The sequence below is a fragment of the Neorhizobium sp. T25_27 genome, from assembly GCF_002968565.1.
Classification (GTDB): domain Bacteria; phylum Pseudomonadota; class Alphaproteobacteria; order Rhizobiales; family Rhizobiaceae; genus Neorhizobium; species Neorhizobium tomejilense.
Genome location: NZ_PVBJ01000003.1, coordinates 286356 through 303744, shown reverse-complemented (window position 1 = coordinate 303744; position 17389 = coordinate 286356). Strand labels below are relative to the sequence as shown.

The 17389-nt window shown below is 59.6% G+C and carries 16 protein-coding genes and 2 pseudogenes; 6 read left to right on the top strand and 12 right to left on the bottom strand.

Features of this window, described 5'->3' with window-relative positions:
- The first annotated feature begins 83 nt into the window (after positions 1 to 83).
- Positions 84 to 713 (top strand): GntR family transcriptional regulator, encoded by a 630-nt coding sequence (locus tag C5J24_RS11625; RefSeq protein WP_105418091.1) that lies wholly within the window; start codon positions 84 to 86, stop codon positions 711 to 713.
- Positions 714 to 1008: 295 nt separating this feature from the next.
- On the opposite strand, the gene C5J24_RS11615 is transcribed toward C5J24_RS11625, so the two are convergent.
- The 4 genes from C5J24_RS11615 to C5J24_RS11600 all read right to left on the bottom strand — a co-directional run bounded on the left by C5J24_RS11615 (position 1009) and on the right by C5J24_RS11600 (position 4105).
- Positions 1009 to 1368, bottom strand: coding sequence for a DUF4189 domain-containing protein (locus tag C5J24_RS11615; protein ID WP_105402544.1), 360 nt, complete (start codon positions 1366 to 1368; stop codon positions 1009 to 1011).
- 538 nt (positions 1369 to 1906) lie between these two features.
- A complete protein-coding gene (locus C5J24_RS11610; RefSeq protein ID WP_105418089.1) occupies positions 1907 to 2824 on the bottom strand; it encodes an RNA polymerase sigma factor in 918 nt (305 codons plus the stop codon).
- Positions 2821 to 3504 carry an SDR family NAD(P)-dependent oxidoreductase gene (locus tag C5J24_RS11605; protein ID WP_105418087.1) on the bottom strand — a complete coding sequence of 228 codons (684 nt, stop codon included), beginning with the start codon at positions 3502 to 3504 and terminating at the stop codon, positions 2821 to 2823. The genes C5J24_RS11610 and C5J24_RS11605 overlap by 4 nt, the downstream gene beginning before the upstream one ends.
- On the bottom strand, positions 3473 to 4105 hold the full coding sequence (locus C5J24_RS11600; RefSeq protein ID WP_245446621.1) for an aldo/keto reductase: 633 nt from the start codon (positions 4103 to 4105) through the stop codon (positions 3473 to 3475). The genes C5J24_RS11605 and C5J24_RS11600 overlap by 32 nt, the downstream gene beginning before the upstream one ends.
- 173 nt (positions 4106 to 4278) lie before the next feature.
- Here C5J24_RS11600 and C5J24_RS11595 point away from each other — a divergent pair, with 173 nt between their 5' ends.
- Positions 4279 to 5178, top strand: coding sequence for an AraC family transcriptional regulator (locus tag C5J24_RS11595; RefSeq protein WP_105418085.1), 900 nt, complete (start codon positions 4279 to 4281; stop codon positions 5176 to 5178).
- 949 nt (positions 5179 to 6127) lie between these two features.
- Here C5J24_RS11595 and C5J24_RS11585 read toward each other — a convergent pair.
- On the bottom strand, positions 6128 to 6358 hold the full coding sequence (locus C5J24_RS11585) for an RloB domain-containing protein (protein WP_172723923.1): 231 nt from the start codon (positions 6356 to 6358) through the stop codon (positions 6128 to 6130).
- A gap of 376 nt (positions 6359 to 6734) precedes the next feature.
- On the opposite strand from C5J24_RS11585, the pseudogene C5J24_RS32645 reads away from it, so the two are divergent.
- Positions 6735 to 6864, top strand: a pseudogene (locus tag C5J24_RS32645) (IS3 family transposase); the annotation flags it as partial.
- Between the two features lie 95 nt (positions 6865 to 6959).
- Here C5J24_RS32645 and C5J24_RS11580 read toward each other — a convergent pair.
- The 6 genes from C5J24_RS11580 to C5J24_RS11555 are packed head-to-tail and all read right to left on the bottom strand — an operon-like array spanning position 6960 to position 13030.
- A complete protein-coding gene (locus C5J24_RS11580; protein ID WP_105418083.1) occupies positions 6960 to 8405 on the bottom strand; it encodes a hypothetical protein in 1446 nt (481 codons plus the stop codon).
- A gap of 9 nt (positions 8406 to 8414) precedes the next feature.
- Complete coding sequence (locus C5J24_RS11575) at positions 8415 to 10019, bottom strand: GMC oxidoreductase (protein WP_105402554.1); 1605 nt, start codon at positions 10017 to 10019, stop codon at positions 8415 to 8417.
- On the bottom strand, positions 10019 to 10471 hold the full coding sequence (locus tag C5J24_RS11570) for a hypothetical protein (protein WP_105402555.1): 453 nt from the start codon (positions 10469 to 10471) through the stop codon (positions 10019 to 10021). The genes C5J24_RS11575 and C5J24_RS11570 overlap by 1 nt, the downstream gene beginning before the upstream one ends.
- The gene (locus C5J24_RS11565) at positions 10468 to 11157 is read right to left on the bottom strand and encodes a phytochelatin synthase family protein (RefSeq protein WP_105418081.1); all 690 of its coding nucleotides are present in this window, start codon (positions 11155 to 11157) and stop codon (positions 10468 to 10470) included. The genes C5J24_RS11570 and C5J24_RS11565 overlap by 4 nt, the downstream gene beginning before the upstream one ends.
- Positions 11154 to 11492, bottom strand: coding sequence for a c-type cytochrome (locus C5J24_RS11560; protein WP_105402557.1), 339 nt, complete (start codon positions 11490 to 11492; stop codon positions 11154 to 11156). The genes C5J24_RS11565 and C5J24_RS11560 overlap by 4 nt, the downstream gene beginning before the upstream one ends.
- Positions 11493 to 11494: 2 nt before the next feature.
- Positions 11495 to 13030, bottom strand: a complete 1536-nt coding sequence (locus C5J24_RS11555; RefSeq protein ID WP_172723922.1) for a multicopper oxidase family protein — start codon at positions 13028 to 13030, stop codon at positions 11495 to 11497.
- A 154-nt stretch (positions 13031 to 13184) separates the two neighbouring features.
- On the opposite strand from C5J24_RS11555, the gene C5J24_RS31815 reads away from it, so the two are divergent.
- A complete protein-coding gene (locus C5J24_RS31815) occupies positions 13185 to 13388 on the top strand; it encodes a hypothetical protein (protein WP_105402558.1) in 204 nt (67 codons plus the stop codon).
- A gap of 107 nt (positions 13389 to 13495) precedes the next feature.
- Here C5J24_RS31815 and C5J24_RS11545 read toward each other — a convergent pair.
- A pseudogene (locus C5J24_RS11545) lies at positions 13496 to 13969 on the bottom strand (methyl-accepting chemotaxis protein); the annotation flags it as partial.
- An 867-nt stretch (positions 13970 to 14836) separates the two neighbouring features.
- Between C5J24_RS11545 and C5J24_RS11540 the strand changes: the two are divergent.
- Together C5J24_RS11540 and C5J24_RS11535 are read left to right on the top strand one after the other, a co-directional pair.
- The gene (locus tag C5J24_RS11540) at positions 14837 to 16024 is read left to right on the top strand and encodes a lactonase family protein (RefSeq protein WP_105418075.1); all 1188 of its coding nucleotides are present in this window, start codon (positions 14837 to 14839) and stop codon (positions 16022 to 16024) included.
- Positions 16025 to 16254: 230 nt separating this feature from the next.
- Positions 16255 to 17388: a transporter substrate-binding domain-containing protein gene (locus tag C5J24_RS11535; protein ID WP_105402561.1), complete on the top strand. Its 1134-nt coding sequence runs from the start codon at positions 16255 to 16257 to the stop codon at positions 17386 to 17388.
- The last annotated feature ends 1 nt before the right edge of the window (position 17389 follow it).

The window sequence follows — 17389 nt, the reverse complement described above, 5'->3', positions numbered from 1 at the left end:
TATGGGAAGATTCTTCTTTCAGCAACCGGAATTTATGGCTAGTTATTGGGCAAATTGCCCGCAGATGATCAAGGCTTTTTCAGATGGACAACCTGCTCGAAGAAACAATCGCGCATGACGAACCCGACGCCACGCAACTTATTCTGACGGATATCCAATCCGGCCTATTTCCGCCGGGCGTCTGGTTGAAACAGGTCGATCTGGAAACACGTTACGGGCGCGGGCGCAATGAGATCCGCCGCGCACTCGACCGCCTGGCGCAAAAGCGTGTTGTCGAGCACGTGCCGAACCGCGGCTATCACGTTTACAAGGCCGACGGAAAGCTAGCGGATGACATTGCCGAGATCCGCATCATACTGGAAACCGGGGTGGTGCCGAAAGTTGTGGCGATGGCGACTGACGACGATCTCAGCAGCCTGCGCGTCCTGGCCGAGCGGTTCGAAAGCCTGATCCTGCACGGGACCGTGCTGGAACTGTATGAAGCCAATCTGAACTTCCATCGGGCCTTCGTGCAGCTGTCTGGTAACGACGAACTGGATGGGATTATCGCCGAACTCCGACAGCGCACGTCTTCCGCTCCCGTTTCCCAGTGGAAGACGCGGGCGCGAATCGAGCAATCGGCTCGGGAGCATCATGAGATGGTTGATCTTCTGCAGGCGCGCGACGGGAAGAGGCTGAAGGCGCTCGTTGAAAGACACATCCGACAAAGATGACGCGGTGATAAGGCAACCTCTCAGCGCAAGTGTAACGCCGCGGCCGCCACAAAGATGGACAAGCAGTCTGACGGCGGCCATCTATCCGGCAGCTGTCACTCAAGCAAGATTTCGTCCGGCCAAAAGACTGTCGAGGCGTCGAACCGAAAAAACGAGTGAGCCATCTTCTTTTGAACCTGCGCACCTGGCGCATCAGTGTGGCCTTGTCGGTTTGATAAACAGCGGAGGAAAGAGGCCGCAAAACGCAATAGGTTGTCTGGCAGCCCGCCGGTTTGAAGCCAGGGGGCTTGCTCCATCAATGGCAGTCAGAGACGATGAGCTTGCACTCGGGGCATTCGGCCTTCGCAGCCTTCTGCGCTGCTGCTTCTGTGCTACCCACGCCCGTCGCGTAGCTCGCCTTGTTGCCTACATAGGCGCCGCACTGTTCGAAGGTCAGCATGACCTCGCACGTCGCATTACCGGCGGCCTTGCATTCCTTCATGGCATTCGAAGATGCTTCCTTCTTCGAACCACCATACCCAACGGCATAGCCAGCATCTTCCGCTGCTGTGCCCGATGCGTCATTCACAGCAATAGCGCCGGTAGCGAGAGCTGATGTCGCGCAAGCGCAGGAAAGAACTGCGGCGGCGAACGCGGCGCGGATAGCGAATTTCATTTTTGGAAGTTCCCCTAGGCCACCGAATTGCGGCGGGTGAGGAATATCAAAGCTGCTCAATGCTTCAAGCGGTTATGCCCGTTAGTGTTAACTTAGAGCCCGCATCCGTTGGTGCGCCGGCGATTGGACCTGAGGTAGGTCAGCGCCGCGTCCCACGAAGATTTAGCGCACGCATGTCGGCGGCACGCGCCTCAAGCTTATTACTCGAACACGTCCACCACAGAAGCTTTTGTCTGGCGCCTACAGGGTTGGGCCTGAAGACATGTTTCGAGCTCGAGGCTTGGGCCTTGTCGAGCTGGATGCAAAGTTCGCGAACTCACGGCTAAACTGACGGTTGCCGGAAGCGACCACCACCGGGAAACAGAGCTAGGTCACGAAACAGGTAATTTCGAGTATTGGCGGTTATTCGAATCTCATCAAGAGCTTTACGACAGCTCAGCAATGACAACCTCGCACCTTCTTGTTGGTCATAGAGGCAGTTGTTGCCTCGGTCGAAAGCGGTCATCGCATTGGTTTGACACAACGAGACCATCAGGCACTAATATTCGCGTTGCGATGTGGCCCGCGTCACAGCCGCGTCCTCCATGACGTAGGTCGCATATCGATGGTCGCGGATCAATGTTATCTTTTGGTCCTTCCATTCAAGCAGCATGAAGTAAGCAGGAGCAGCGGACGGCGCGGCCGAGACCAGCAATATTTCTCTGCCCTCCAGACAAGCCGGTTCGATCCAAACCCGCGGATAATCCGCATAATAGGAAAAGAATCGGCCAACGTTCGCCGCACCGGAGACCTGCGGCCGCCGTGCCTGACGAAGCCGAACATCCTCGGCAAGCAGGCTGCGCAGGGCCGTCCAATCCCTCGCGTTGAAGAGCGCTGCGAAATTCAGAACCTCGGCACTTGGGGGCAGCGGAACTTCGGACTCTGCCACGGCGATGGATCGCAATCCTGCCCGACCACGTGAGAGATGGGCTTTGACAGCATCGATACTCAGGCCCAATAGCGCGGCGATGTCTGCGATAGACTCTCCCAGCACATCCTTGAGGATCACGGCGCTACGCTGCGGCACCGGCAATTTGGCAAAGTGAGCCATGGCGATCCGCACCGTGTCCTGCCGGATCAGGGCATCCTCTGGATCAGCAGCTCTGACATCAGCTAGATCAAAGGCCGTCTCCAGCGGCTCCGAACGGCGGGTATTTCGCTGGCGCAGAGCATCAATGGCGCGATTGTGAACAATGCGAAACAGCCAGGGTCGCAGCGGCGTGCCGGACGAGATCGAACCGACCATCGCGAACGCACTGACCAACGCGTCCTGTATCACGTCCTCGCCGTCGATCACCGAGCCGACCAATCGGGCAGCATAGCGATGCAGTTCCGGGCGAACTGCATCCGCCTCCTTGGCCAGCGCCGCGTAGAGTGTGTTCTTCGCTTCCGCTTCAAAGGCAGCTTCATCCATCATTCGATGACCGTCACGCCCGTATCTCCACGCACGGCGTAGATCATAGCCTCTTCCAGCGGCGTGTTGCCAATCAGTTCGGCTACCGTATCGCCAAAGCCACGCGGTGTCATGTCCGGCCAGGTAGCGGCCTGTTCGGCGAATGTCCGGCCCGCCGCCGCCGCGTAGCCGGAGATTCCGGCGTTGCCCACGCCGGTTCCTGCGAACATCTGCCGGGGGACAATGACCCGGAAACGCAGACCCAGGCCGAGCTGGGTCGACAGGCCCTCAGCATATTTTGCGATGAACCACTGCGCCCGTTTTGCTCCCGCATAGCCTCCCGATAGCGGCGAACCCTGCACCGCGGCTCCGCTGGAAATGAGAACGACCAGCCCGCCTGATGCCATCGGCAACGTCAGAGCGGCCTGGACCCAATGCAGGGCGGCCTTCACATCGACGTTCCAGTTGGTCGTGAACGCCTCCCAGCCAACACGGTCGATACGTTCCATGGGCGGTTCCGCGCCGGCGTTCATGATGACAACATCAGGTCGTGTCTCTGACATGATCCTCTTCGCGGCGTCGGCATTGGTCGCGTCAGCAGACACAGTTGTCACGGCTAGTTGCTCTCCCAGCGTTTGCAAAGTCGTCGTGTCGCGAGCCACGACGATCACTTTAGCTGCGCGCGCTACAAACGCCTCGGCCATAGGCGAAGAAGCGGATCCCTTGGCTGCGGCAGTAGTCCAGGATGCCAGCGTGCTCAGAGCTGCGGTAGAGGAGGCTATAGTGGTTCTGGACGGCTTCCACCCGGAACCCGGCTTCGCCCAGAATCTGGTCGGCAAGCTTGATTTCGCTGAGGTTGTGGTTCGAGACGCCGACATGTCTGACCTTCCCGCTTTTCAGCAACGGGATCAGGTGCGGAGTCCACCGCGGCACATCGGCTGGATTGTGAATCCAGTAGAGGTCGATGTAGTCGGTGCCGAGGTTGGCGAGACTCTGCTCCAGCATGTTCGCCATCGGCGTGTCGCTGGTTCCCGCGATCCGCGGGTTGAACTTCGTGGAGAGCTGGTAATCGCTGCGAGCGTATCGCTTCAGTACCTCGCCGAGCATGGTCTCTGAACGGCCCATGCCGTACACAATGGCTGTATCCCACAGGGTAAACCCGGCCGCATGTGCCTTGTCCGCGACCTCTTCCAGGCCAGCCTGGGTGAGGCTGCTGCCGAAGTAACCGTCGCCAGTCTCGCCGCTGTCGCCCCAGGCCCAGGTGCCCAGTGCAATGGTGGGGCTCTTCATTTTTTCGCTTGTCATGTTTACTCCATCTTGTTCTGCGGCCAGGGTTGCTGTGACCCAGGCGCCGCTGACACTGTGACGCGCGGCGACGCCCAACCGTTAGCCTGATGCGCCGAAATTACTGCCCGATCCTCCAGAGGTCGCGTGGATCTGCCTTGCCGACTTCCGGCGCGGGTGCGATGGTCCGGTACATGGAAACACTGACCGAAATTGCCGCCGTGATTGCCCGCCACGTCTCGAAGGATGGCTTCCACGCCACCCCCATCGAACGGGTGACGCTTGTTCAATCCTCCACAGTGACGATGCCGATGCCGAATGTTTATCGGCCGCAACTATGCCTCGTCGCGCAGGGGCGCAAGGAGGTCACGCTGGGCGACCATGTATTCAGATATACGCCAGGGCGCTATGGCGTCGTGACCTACGATCTGCCCGTGATAGGCCATGTGGTCGAAGCGACGCCTGACAAGCCCTATCTGTGCCTGTACCTCGATTTCGATCCGGTCATGCTGGGGGACTTGGCGTTGCGCGTGCCGCCTCCGCCGGGAGCGCCATCTCGGCCCATAGGCAAGACGGTGTCCGACGCCGGTGCCGCTCTGCTCGACGCAGCGCTACGCCTGCTGCGCTTGCTCGACGATCCGGTAGCGCTGCCCGTGCTCGGGCCGCTTGTCGAGCAGGAAATTCTCTATCACCTGCTCGCCGGCCCGGACGGCGCCAGGATGCGCCACATCACTTCCGGCCAAGGTCCTGTGGCCCAGGTCGGCCGCGCCATAGCCTGGATAGGCAAGAACTTCCGGGAAAGGTTCAGCATCGAGCGGCTTGCCGCGGAAGTCGGCATGAGCCCGTCGAGCCTGCACGAGCATTTTCGCGCCGTGACGGCGATGACGCCGCTGCAGTTTCAGAAGCAGCTCAGGCTGCAGGACGCGCGCAGCCTGATGCTGGTCCAGAACATCGACGTCACGACCGCCGCCTTCCAAGTGGGTTACGAAAGCGCGTCGCAGTTCAGTCGCGAATATCGCCGCCACTTTGGAGAACCGCCGGCGCGCGACATAGCCCGCTTGCGCGCTTCGCCGGGCTTGGCAGTGGTAGCTTGAGTTCAGCTGAGAGAAGTCGGCGCCGTGACGATTAGCTCAAATATTCAGAGGGTGCCGACAACAACGCGTTCGAAAGGACGCGCTATCGTTTTTCCTGATACCATAAGCTGCCGGCCCCCTTTCGGCCCCATTTCGGCGCTCACAGCGGTCATTCGTACAAGCCAAGTTCAAGCGGCGCCTATAGAAGCCGCTTAAAATCGGGAAATGAACAACAGGTCGTTGGTTCTGCCCGGTTCGAGAGCGCCTCAAGTGCGTCTGCGAAGCCGTCCAGCGCGTACGACCATTTGGCCAACATGATGTATATCCCACCCTGTAAGCAATGTAACAAACTCAGAAATCGTTGGAATCTGCCTCGATCTAGATAGCATAGCCGCTGGTTCAGATCGCATGAAGGCGACCGTTCTGCGGTGGGACCAGCTCCTCTTTTGGGTCCCAAAGAGGACACGTGAGAGCAAGACGCTGGACGGCTTGATTACCAGTTGGAACGGGGGCGCGAAGCGCCTGTTTGGCTTCACAACGGCGGAGATGATAGGCAAGCCTGCCATGAGTTTTTCAGATAATAGCCTAGAAGGTCAGCCGCATCGCCACGGGCGCTCCCCGGGGAACCACTGAAGGCCGATCGGCAACTTGTCCGACGGCGTCCGTTCAATCGCGGCCCGAAACGCCGCGGCCGCTTTTGCAAGCTCGTCCATCTAGGAGAACCGTCCGGCAATCTTCATAAGCTCGCCGGTTAGCACGTCGGCGTCCGTGTATGGATCCGTGCCGCTATGTGCGGTTAAACTGCGCGCGAAGATTGACCGCGCGGGCCGTGGCGGCAGGAATCCGGTCCTTGGTGTCTTCGTATACTGTCTTGCTGTTCTTGGCGCGCGTAGTGCGCCGGCTTTCGCAACTCGGCATAGACCTCGGCCCGGTGGATGGGAGCGAGAACGTCGCGGAAGTGCAACAGCACCTACAGCTCGAGATTCGGAACCGACGGGATGGCGGTAAACGGAACCGCTTTCCCCTCGACGCTTTTCAGCTTTTTGTCAGTGGCCTCGGCTTTGGCGAGGGCATTGTGGTAGCTCAGATGGTCGTCCCGGTCGAAGACGACGTAGACGTGGTCGAAGGCCCTGGTTTCGTTGAACAGGTCGATCGCATACTTGAGGATGTTTAACGGGGAGGTTCCGTAGTCGGACGGCACAATACGGATATCGGCGTTGGAGAGCCGTTTTCGCGGCGGATCGCCTCGAAATAATTGACCTCGGTCTTTTCGCCTTCGCACACGATCAGCGTCCGGTCATAGGACCTCTTGCGACCCGGTCGGCGTGTCAGGCGTGCTTCGGGACGTTCAAAGCGGTGCTTCTTGCCCGAATCTTACTCTTTACGAAAGTGAAGTTCGAGCCCGCAGCCCGCGCTCAGGTTCGGCAGAGGCAAAGCTGCCTTTCGCTCGCGATCCGGCAGTCCGGCGAAGTGAATGGTTTGGCTTGCCGTGGCAATATCTCCTAGATTGCCAATATAGCGTCCGCAGCCAGTAACTGCATGAACTGAAAATTTACGAAAATTTGATCGACTGAACGGAATTCGCCACTCCGGAATGGGTCGACTGGTTCAATCACCGGCGATTTCTGGAGCCAATCGGGAATAGACCCGTCGGCCGAAGCTGAAGAGCGGTATTGCGCCATACCGGACGAACCAGCCATAACCGCATATGGGACGCTAACCGTATGGGTTCGCGAGGCGTTTCTTGAGACCAGCAATTGCCGCGATCAAACATCTATGACGGCACCGCTCTGGTCGCGGTCTCAGGCGGCCGGGCCGCCCGAAAGTGCCGATGGCGGCAGGCCGGGTGCGACGCGTTTGCCTGTCAGCCAGTGCAGCATCAGTGCAATGGCCACGAGCACAGCGACGATCTGGACGGCAAACACCACCTCATAGGCGCTGTTGATATCGAGGCCGGCGAGCTTGCTCGACTGGAAGACGATCTCGAGGATCTCGATCCCGACTTCGGTGCCGAACATGATGATGAAGGCCGGCGCCAGCGCGACGATCTTGCTTTGCGCGCCCAGCCCGGCGACGACGCCGATGACGGCCGCCGTCGCCGTGCCCATGCCGATGCTCGACAGCATCTTGGAGATGTAGAACAGCGGAACGTTGATCTCCTGATAGGGGTAGAAATAGATCGCCACCATGCCGGCCAGCAGAAACGGCAGCGACAGGCCCACCATGCGCGTGCCCCAGTGTGGGTAACGCACCAGAATCGCTCCGGTGGCAAACACCGAGATGATCTGGCTGGCGGCAGAAAGCGTCGCGCGGTTGTCGATCAGATCCGCCGAGCACAGGTGCCGGACCAGATAGGCGGTGTCGTAAAGGCCGGTGGTCGGGATCTCCAGCACGAACAGGACGCAGAGCAGGAAGATCGCCAGATGCGGGACCTCGCCGGCGCCGCGGGTCAGGTGCCTGCGCTTCAAGAACAGTGCTACGACGATCGCAACGAACACCGCCATCAGCGTCAGACTGATGATGCTGTCGATGCCGACGAAGGAATTGGCGGCGGTCCAGGCCTCGAAGGCGATAACGGCAATGATCAACGGCAGCGCCCGCTTCCAGGCCTTCGGGGCATCGGCGGGTACCGGTGCAAGCGTGTCGTCCGCTTTGCCCTTCTCGCCGAAGACGAAGGGAATGAAGATCAGGAAGACCAGCGGCAGGATGGCCATGATCAGGAAGTAGTTGCCGGTGCCGATGTCGAAGGCGACGTATTTGACCAACTGTGGCGTCACCAGGAATGCGATCGGCTGGGCCGAGATCCACACCGTGGTGAGCCGGGAGCGCATCGCCGGGTCCTTCTCGTCGTTGATCGCCAATTGCGCCAGCGGCGCGAAGAAGGCGACGGAAAAGCCGCTGAAGGCAAAGCTCGCAATCACCACGGCTTCGCGGATCTCCAGCGCCGGATCGACCAGCATGGTCACGCCGACCAAGGCATAGCATGCCGTGGTGATGACGGCGAAGATAACGGCGATCTTCTTGGCGCTACGCACCGAGATGACGAACGGAGCCAACGCCAAAGCCAGCACCGCGCCGCCCAGCAGCAGCTCGATCAGTACGTCGGTCTTTTCCACCGAGATGTTCAGGAAGCTGGCGAACTCGCTCTGCGACACCGATACCGTGGTGGTGCTGATTGAGCGCAGTCCGTTACCGAGCAGCACGAACATCGCCAAGATGAGACCTTCAAGCGCTAGGAGCCTGTGCATTCTGTTCTCTCAGTTCTTGAGGTTCTGGATCATCCGGCCGGCGGCGCGGATCGCCAACGCGGCGATCGTCAGCGACGGTGCGTTGACGGGGGCGGTGACATGGGCGCTGGAGCCGAGGATGTAGAGATTGCGGTGATCATGGGCGACGAGGTCGGTGTCGACTACGGATGTCTTAGGGTCGTAGCCCATACGGGCGGTGCCGCCGATGATGGCGTTGGAAAGGTAGGGATCGTTGCTCTCAACGTCGGTCGCACCCATTGCCGAAAAAATCTGCCGGTTGATCTTCAGTGCCTTGGCGAGCCCCGCCTTGGTGTAGTCGTCCATCGTGAAGGTGACCTTGGGCTTCGGCACGCCGGAACTGTCCATCACATCGGCCAGCTCGACCCGGTTATTCCAATCCGGCAGGACTTCGGCGGACGAATTCAGGCGCAAATGGCGGGCGACCTGGCGGTTGATGCTGCGGGCCAGTTCTGCCCCGGTCATGCCTTGGGCGATCAGTTTCCTGGCGAGCCCCGTGGCATCCGAATTGCCCGCCCAACCGCTGTTCATGAAGGAGGTACCGGCGGCGGCATACTGGCTGCGGAACGCGCCGTCGCGCAGCTCCAGCAGCCCGCCGGTCTGCTGCGGACCGCGATAGGGATAGACCGGCTCGGGCATCATCGCCCAGGCGTCCTGATTGGCTTGGGTCAGCAGATAGCGGCCGACGGCGCCGGACGAATTGGCGACGCCATTTTGCGCACCCGCCTGCTTGGAATTCAGCAACAGCCGCGGATTTTCGATCGCGTGGCAGCAGAGCGCAAAGACGTCGCCTTCGACCCAGAATGTTTCGCCATCCGGCCGGCGGACCTTTACCCGTGTGACATTGCCGTCAGGGCCGAGTTCTATGTAGGTGGCCAGGGCGTCGGTGAGAAATTTTGCGCCCGCGGCCTCGGCCTTTTCGGCATGCACCGAGGCATCGTATTTGGCGCCGATCGGACAGATCGGCACGCAGGTATTGTTGCCGCAGCAGGCCGGGCGGTCGTCGAAAATCTCGGAATTGCGGGCATGGGAAAAGCGGCCGGCATGCAGGCCGAGCGTATCCAGCGCCTTGATCACCTGGTGGTCCATGTAGCTGTGCGGGATCGGCGGCATCTGGTACGGGGTGTCGCCGCGCGGCGCGCCCCAATTGAACGCCGGATCGCCGGCCACGCCCCAGCGCTTTTCCGCTTCCTCGTAGAAACCGACGAGCGACTCGTAGGTGATCGGCCAATCTTCGGCCAGCGCATAGTCGGTCTTCATCCGGAAGTCGGCCGGGCGAAGACGGTCGGCAAAGCCGGTCCAGTGCCAAGTGGTGCCGCCATAAAGCCTGAGATAGGCGCCGATGAACTTGTCGGCGCCGGCCTGGACGTAGAAATCGTCGTATCGGCCGTCTTCCGGATGGGGGGCGGAAGGCGCGCTCGGATAGGGCGACTGCGGACCCTTAACGGGATTTTCGTAAAACGTCTTGAGATTGCTGGAACGGTCGCGGCGCGGTCCGGCCTCCAGCACCAACACGTCGACGCCTTTGAGCGCAAGTGTATAGGCCAGATGCGAGCCGGCCATGCCGGAGCCGATGACGACGACCGTGGCGCGCATCACATGGCTCCCGGAATAGGTGCGTTTTCCCAGTGGCCGAAGCCCGGGCCGCCGCAGGTGCCGGGGGCGGAAGCAAAGGTCACCGCTTTCCAGGACAGGCACCAGGGGTAATATTTGGCGCTGGTGACGCCGTCGCGGACGACTTCGCCGGTATAGAGAAAGGTGGCGACGAAGGCCGCCTGTGCCTGCAATGCCGGTTCGGCATCGGCGATGCGGTCCAGCAAGGGGCCGGTGTCGAGCGCCGTCACGAAGATGCGCTTGGCATCGGGACCATAAGCCAGCACGAATTCATACTCCGCCGCCTCGATCAGGTAAGGCGAGACATCGGTAACGCCGCCGATCTGGCGGGCGATGTCGGCAAAGGCCCAATCCCGATTGCCGAGCGCCCGTGCCTTTGCAGCACCGGGGACCAGCGGCAGGATGCCGAGGAACATGCGGCGGCTGAGCTTCATTTGCTGACCACCACGAAACCACGCATAGCGTTCGAGCCGGTATCGGTGGTGGCCATTCCCTTGTAGAGGTCGGCAATCGTCAGCCACACCGGCGGATACTTGTACTTCGCCACGTCGAGCATCAGCACACGGTCGCTGTCGGCGTCATAGGCGGCGACAGGCGAGATGTGGCCGTCACCGTTCTGGCCGATCGGCCTGCGCGAATAGTTGATGACGAGACGCTTCGACGGGTCGGCCAGCACTGCCTTGACGGTGTCGCGCAGGGTGTTGGCGTCGAAAGTGTCGGCATGCTTGAATTCGGCGGTGGCGCCGAGATTGGTGAAGAACTGCGCCAGCTGGCTCAGCACCAGACCCTCGTGCTCCACCATCGGATAGGGTTTCACCTTCTCGTTCTCGGCGGTAAAAATGTTTTCCTGGGTGAAGAACGGCCAGGGATACAGCCGCTGGGACACCAGGCGCGGCCCGCCGAGGCTGTTCATCACCGCGGCGATGGTCGCCGGGCCGCAGAAGGTGAGGATGTGCTCGCTGTCGAGGGCGCTTGCCAGCGCGAAATACTGGGCTCCCAGTTCGGCGCCCTTGAACAGTTCGATGCCCTTGGCATCCGGCAGGTAGATCAACTCGTCGGCATTAGCTGTGAGCGGCGCCAGCAGGACGAGGCAGACGGAAGCTTTGAGAAGGCGGTTCATTTCTGATCTCCAAACCAGGCGGCCAGGGCGGCGATATCGTCGTCGCTGAGGCGTTTGGTAATTTCACGCATGACGATGGCCCGGCCGCCGCCGCGAAGGCCGCTGCGATAGGCGTTCAGGGTGTTTTGCAGGTAGACCGGCTGCTGGCCGGCGATGATCGGCACATCGGCAAGGCTCGGATGGCCCTCAGCGCCGTGGCAGGCGAAACACTGCGATGCCTTGTCCGGCGGCGAAGCCGGTGCCGCCAGTCCTTCGGCATGGGTGGCCGTTGCCATGCCCGCCAGTATCATCGCCAGCCCCAACCGATAGTTCGCCTTCGCCCCAAGCCGCTGCATGCTCAGTCCTCGATATTGATGTTGATCATCATGCCGGTGTCCTCGTGCGGCAGGATGTGGCAATGCATGACGTAGCGCCCGGAAAAATCGGTAAAGCGGGTGCGGAAGCGCAGCGTGCCGGCCGCCGGCACCGCGACGGTGTCGAGCCAGGGCTTGCGCGGATCAGGCACGCCGTTGACGTCGATCACCTGGAACGGATTGACGTGGATATGCAGCGGGTGCGGGTAGGGCGTAGTGTTGACCAGCGTCCATTCCTCGACCGCGCCGACTTTGGTGACGACGTCGTCGCGGCGAGGATCGAACGGTTGACCATTGATGGTGAACTCGGTGTCGTGGAAGAAGCCCTTGACATCGGAGATGCCGAGCACGAACTGCCGGTGGCCGGTGATCTCGCTATCGGCGATATCGGTGAGGATGCGGTTCTTCGGCAGCCGCCCGGTCGGAAGATCCCGGCCGAAGGGGATATGTTTGGCGACACGCGCGTCGTCGGCGGCAATTACGACGATTTCGGCCAGCATCATATCGGGCAGCGGTTGCTTTCCCTGGCTGAAGGCGGGGCGGCGCAGCTCGTAGGTGCCGACCTTCGGCGCCTTGACCAGGATATTGGCCCGGTTGCCCGGCGCCAGGTCGACATTGGTCACCAGATCGGGCTTGGGCAACGGATTGCCGTCGCGCCCGACTTCATAAAGCTCCAGCCCATCGGCGGTCAGCGGCAGGAACTGGGCGTCGCCGGCATGCAGGACACGCCAATGCTGGACTTCACCCTCGCGCATGTAGATGCGCGGGCGGTAGCTGCCGTTGATCAGGAAATTGCGCTCGGCATCCAGTGCCCAGATCGGCTCTTCGCTGGTCAAAAGGTCTTCCAGCCCCGGCACCGGCGCCTGGATGACCATCACCCGTTCGACCATTGCGGCAATTTCAGGGACCGTGTCGAGCGTCCCGCCAATGATGGCCATACCAGCGGCACCCGACGCCACCTGGGCTGCGACCGAACCATGGCGATGAGGGTGGTACCAGTAATTGCCGGCCGGATGATCGTGTGGGATCTTGACGACATAGTTGAAGCGCTGGCCCGGATCGATGTTCAGATAGACGTTGTCGCTGTTGCCGCGCGGGCTGACATGGAAGCCGTGGTAGTGGACATTGGTGGTGTTGAAGCGGTTCGGCGTGTTGGTGACCATCTGGTCTGTATCGGAATTGGCCGGCATGCGGTTTTCGAAGGCGACCTCCAGGGTGTCGCCCGGCATCAGCCGCAGGGTCGGCGCCGGCAGGCGGCCGTTGAAGATTCTAAGCTTCGCCGGGCCCGAGGGCAGATTGACCTCGGTGATGTCCATGTGGAGTTTCGCCTTGAGGCGCCCGCTCTGGCTGCGGATCTCCGAAGGATTGATCAGATCGTCGGCAATGCCCAGCGGCGAGGCTTCCGGATAGGTCTCGACGGCACCGGCCAGCCTGCCGCCCAGAAGCGCGCTAGCGGCGCCGCCAATCAAGGTTGCCGCGACGGAACGTTGCAGAAAATTGCGCCGTGAAAATATCTGCATGAAAAGCCCCCTTCAGAAGGCTTTCAAGAGCGGCGCGAGACCTTAATTTTACGCTAATTCGGCGCGCAAGCAGTAGCTTTTCTGTGACTTTTCTGGGCGGCAGTCATCCACTAGACCTGGACAAGGCTTTATAGGCGACGACGAAGTCGCTCAGATGCTGGCGAAGCTGATCATCGCGTCCTTAATAATAGCCTTTGATGGTTGCATCTTTGATCGTTCGGTTCATTCGCTTGAGCTGATCGTTGGTCCGGGAGTGTCTGGGCTTGGTCGTCCCGTGTTCAATACCGTTTTTTGCGCAGGTATCTTCGAAGGCGTGAGCGCGGAATATCTCGTCATTCGCAATCTCTCGCAATCCTAAGCGACGGCAATGATCCCCTGCCGGCAATGTGACGAAGTCACGGGTCGCAAGTTCGGATCTCTTCAAGAGCACCACCGTTAAATTATACGCCAGGCAAAGCTGGGACATTACCGTCGCGCCGACGCACGCTGAACGGTTGGGCCAGCGGCAGGTTGAGCTATCGCGATCGCCGTCGGGCGAACTCTGGACTGGTCGGGAACGGCATCGGCGAGCTTGAACTGCCTGACGAGCTCGCGGAGTTTCTGGGCTTCCTGAGCCCGTGAGGCGGAGGCGGCCGTGATTGCTCCACCATGGCCGCATTCCGCTGCGTGGTCTGGTCCATTTGATTGATTGCAACGTTGACTTCGCTCAGGCCGACCGACTGCTTCTTCGGAAGAGGTTGCGATTGCATCCATATGCTGGTTGATCTGGGTGATTAAGCTGACGATGGCCTTGAGAGCCTGGCCTGTATCCCGCACAAGCTTAACTCCACTCTCCACCTCCTTGGAGGAGTTCTGGATGAGGCCCTTGATCTCCTTGGCCGCGCTGGCCGAACGCTGTGCAAGTTCTCGCACCTCCTGAGCAACGACTGCGAAGCCCTTAACTTCAGCGACAATGATGGCGTCTTCTTCCACCATGTCACCGCCGTCCCACAGGGCTTCTGCAGGGGCGTTACGGTATAAGGTGAGACCGCCAAAGCGTGGTGTCAGGTCCTCGCGCACTTGGTTGATGCGCGCATGAGACGTACCGTCGCCGGTGTTCACGCGCCTGCCTCGTGCCCTGCCAAAACCGATAACTCATATTATCGATTGGTTCCACATTTCATGCGGGTCCAGCCCAAGCAGCAGATCGCGGACTGCATGGTGCGATCCGGTCTCTCCAAAAGACTTTGTGGCAGAATCTTACGTTAAATGCAAAACAATCTTCTCCTAAAGATACCGTTTCGACGTAGAACAGGTCATACGATGATTACGTTATTTTTGCGCGATCTACAGTGTATAAAGTATGATGTCTGACGCTGTGAACCGCGTCTTCTGACGGGACGTGAACCTCAATATTGCTCGAAGCGCAAGCCGGGTTTGCATGCCTTCGACAGAAACCGGCTCTTTCCTCGGGGTCGTTTGATGACGTTCCGCCGAAAGAGCGCAAATTTGAAATTTCTTTATAAACCCGGGGGTAAGTAAACTATTTGCTTAGTTTGGGGTGCTTCGGGCTCGATATGGCGTCTCCGGATTATCGTGGGTTTCGTAGGGGAAGAAAGCGCTGGGTTACAGTAGCACGTCGAGAAAAGAGTACGGGTGGAATTCAAACCTCAAAAATTATCGCAACTCGACAATCCACAAAGGAGGTATTATCTCTTTACCAGAATTGGGAGGAAAAGCATGTATGTAGGGAAGCAGCAGGCTAATTATCGAAAATACCTGAACCCCGCCGTAGGTGGAGCACTTGGAACACGGAGACTTATGCAAATGCAGAAGGTTATATTAGTGGCTGCAACCTGCCTGACAGTCGCGGGTGCCATGTTTACGACGACAACGCCATCGCTGGCCAAAACAATGGTTTACGTATCCGCTGCAACGGACGGTGAGATCAACACCTATAGTATGGACGATAAAACAGGAGCTTTGACGCCAGCGGGCAACGTCAAGGCTGGCAACTCCGTGATGCCGATGACAGTCAGCCCTGATGGAACGCATCTTTATGCGGTCATCCGATCGCAGCCTTATCGCGTATTGTCCTATGAAATTGATCCCAACACGGGCGGACTGACGGAAAAGGCAGTGGCGGCATTACCGGATAGCATGCCTTATGTTTCGGCCGAAAAATCCGGCCGACTTTTGTTCTTCGCGTCCTATGGCGGCAACAAGATCGCATCATTGCCGGTGGGAGCTGATGGTCTGGTTAAAGACGGTGCCAAGCAGGTTGTCTTGACAGGGCGAAATGCCCACTCAATCGCCAGCGACAAAACCGGAAAATACGTTTTCGTGTCGAACCTCGGTTCCGATGTGGTTCTGCAATATACTCTGAATTCCGAAACCGGCCTGCTGGAACCCAACGCTCCGGCGAGCGTCTCAACAATGGCAGGACAGGGTCCACGTCACATCGTGATCTCGCCAGACAACAAGTCGGTCTATATCGTCACTGAACTCAGCGGTGAAGTCATTCACTATGCGCTGGATGCCGCCAAGGGAACTTTGACGGAAAAAGACGTCGTGGCCGTTTTGGCACCAGATGCCGGCCTTGAAAAGGGCGTCGCGCCAGCCGCACCGGCTGCGTTCAATGTGCCACAGAAACCAGCGGCGGCACCTGCAGCTGCCCCTGCCGTAGCGCCGCCAGCAAAGATTTGGGCTGCTGATATCGGCATCACGCCCGATGGAAAGTTCCTCTACGCGTCGGAGCGTTCAACCAGCACGATTGCAATCTTTGCCGTGGCTTCCGATACCGGTGCGCTGGCCCGTGTTGGCTTCGTTGAGACCGAAAAGCAGCCGCGTGGCTTTCGCATCGATCCGACAGGCCGGTTCCTGATCGCGTCTGGGGAGAAGTCGGAGCAGCTTTCCGTTTACGGCATTGACCAGAAAGATGGATCGCTGAAAAGGGTTGGTCGTTACCCAGTTGGCAAGGGCGCAAATTGGATCGAGATCGTCGATCTGCAATGACATAAAACGCAGCTAGTCTCATATTGAGACTAGCTGCCTTCACTGTTTAAAATCGCATACGAGTGATGAAAAGACACTGTCGGCTGACACATGTGTGTCTGATTGCCAAGGTGTGGTTGCCCGTGCCGCTTGCGGGATCCCATGAAAAAGCACTAAGGGTATGGAAATCGAAAGCGCAGACCTGAGGTCTTCACCGCTTCCGAACCTCCAGCACGTCGGAAAAGGCAAAGATGACAAGCTCCGAATGGCGGGTGGGAGTGCTGTTTTCCAGAAGCGGAATTAGCGAAATTACGGAAACCGAGCACTTTCTTGGCACCGCACTTGCAATCGAGGAAGTCAACGCAGCGGGCGGCGTGCTTGGCAAGCCCATCGTTCCGATTGCCTATGATCCGGGCGGAGATCAAACCGCCTATCGCAATCTGGCACGGCGCCTTTTGGCGGACGACGACGTCAACATCATTTTCGGCGCGTCGATGTCGGCCAGCCGAAAGGCAGTGCTTCCCATAGTCGAGCGGCACAACGGACTGCTGTTTTATCCGTCGATGTACGAGGGCTTCGAATATTCGGAAAACGTAGTCTATACCGGCGCCACCCTCAATCAGAACACTTTCGCCCTCGCGGAATACCTTCTTCGCCACCACGGGCGCCGGATCTTCTTCGTTGGCGCGGATTATATTTATCCGCGCGAATCCAATCGGGTCATGCGGGATGTGGTAGAGGCCAAGGGCGGTGAAGTCGTCAGCGAGCGATATCTACCTCTTCATGCCGACGAACAGGTCTTGCGTTCGGTTATCTCTGATATCGTCCGTCTTCAGCCCGATGCCATCTTCTCGACCATCATCGGCCGGCCGGCGCAGCGTTTCTATCGCATGTATGCCGAGGCCGGGATCGATCGAACGCGGGTTCCGATTGCGAGCCTGACCATGGCCGAGAGCGAGATTCGCGCAATCGGAGCGGACGCCTGCACCGGCCATATCCTTTCGGCGACTTATTTCCAGACGGTCGAGAACGAGGCGAACGAGCGCTTCGTGGGGGCTTTCAAAGCCCGTTTCGGCGAGGAGTACACCACGAGCGTATGGTCGCAACCGGCCTATGCACAGGTTCACCTCTTCGCCCGCGCGCTTGCCCGTGCCGGCTCGCTCGAGACCCATCGCATTTCCGAAGAAATTCTCCTGGAAGATTTTCTTGCTCCGGAAGGTCGGATCAATTTCGACGCCGATACCCGTCATCTCTGGCTGCATCCCCGCATCGGTGTGGCACGCGCCGACGGCTTGTTCGACATTGCCTGGCAGGCGCCCGGACCCATCCGACCGGATCCCTACCTGACGGCCTCGCGGTTCGAAGACGTTTGGCTGGAGGCCTGAG

What these genes read in the sequence shown, in the direction of transcription:
- C5J24_RS11625 (WP_105418091.1), top strand. Translation starts at nt 84, where the DNA reads ATGGACAACCTGCTCGAAGAAACAATCGCGCATGACGAACCCGACGCC.
- C5J24_RS11580 (WP_105418083.1), bottom strand. Translation starts at nt 8,405, where the DNA reads ATGCACAGGCTCCTAGCGCTTGAAGGTCTCATCTTGGCGATGTTCGTG.
- C5J24_RS11605 (WP_105418087.1), bottom strand. Translation starts at nt 3,504, where the DNA reads ATGGCCGAGGCGTTTGTAGCGCGCGCAGCTAAAGTGATCGTCGTGGCT.
- C5J24_RS11595 (WP_105418085.1), top strand. Translation starts at nt 4,279, where the DNA reads ATGGAAACACTGACCGAAATTGCCGCCGTGATTGCCCGCCACGTCTCG.
- C5J24_RS11565 (WP_105418081.1), bottom strand. Translation starts at nt 11,157, where the DNA reads ATGAACCGCCTTCTCAAAGCTTCCGTCTGCCTCGTCCTGCTGGCGCCG.
- C5J24_RS11555 (WP_172723922.1), bottom strand. Translation starts at nt 13,030, where the DNA reads ATGCAGATATTTTCACGGCGCAATTTTCTGCAACGTTCCGTCGCGGCA.
- C5J24_RS11570 (WP_105402555.1), bottom strand. Translation starts at nt 10,471, where the DNA reads ATGAAGCTCAGCCGCCGCATGTTCCTCGGCATCCTGCCGCTGGTCCCC.
- C5J24_RS11560 (WP_105402557.1), bottom strand. Translation starts at nt 11,492, where the DNA reads ATGCAGCGGCTTGGGGCGAAGGCGAACTATCGGTTGGGGCTGGCGATG.
- C5J24_RS11615 (WP_105402544.1), bottom strand. Translation starts at nt 1,368, where the DNA reads ATGAAATTCGCTATCCGCGCCGCGTTCGCCGCCGCAGTTCTTTCCTGC.
- C5J24_RS31815 (WP_105402558.1), top strand. Translation starts at nt 13,185, where the DNA reads ATGCTGGCGAAGCTGATCATCGCGTCCTTAATAATAGCCTTTGATGGT.
- C5J24_RS11600 (WP_245446621.1), bottom strand. Translation starts at nt 4,105, where the DNA reads ATGACAAGCGAAAAAATGAAGAGCCCCACCATTGCACTGGGCACCTGG.
- C5J24_RS11540 (WP_105418075.1), top strand. Translation starts at nt 14,837, where the DNA reads ATGCAGAAGGTTATATTAGTGGCTGCAACCTGCCTGACAGTCGCGGGT.
- C5J24_RS11610 (WP_105418089.1), bottom strand. Translation starts at nt 2,824, where the DNA reads ATGATGGATGAAGCTGCCTTTGAAGCGGAAGCGAAGAACACACTCTAC.
- C5J24_RS11575 (WP_105402554.1), bottom strand. Translation starts at nt 10,019, where the DNA reads ATGCGCGCCACGGTCGTCGTCATCGGCTCCGGCATGGCCGGCTCGCAT.
- C5J24_RS11535 (WP_105402561.1), top strand. Translation starts at nt 16,255, where the DNA reads ATGACAAGCTCCGAATGGCGGGTGGGAGTGCTGTTTTCCAGAAGCGGA.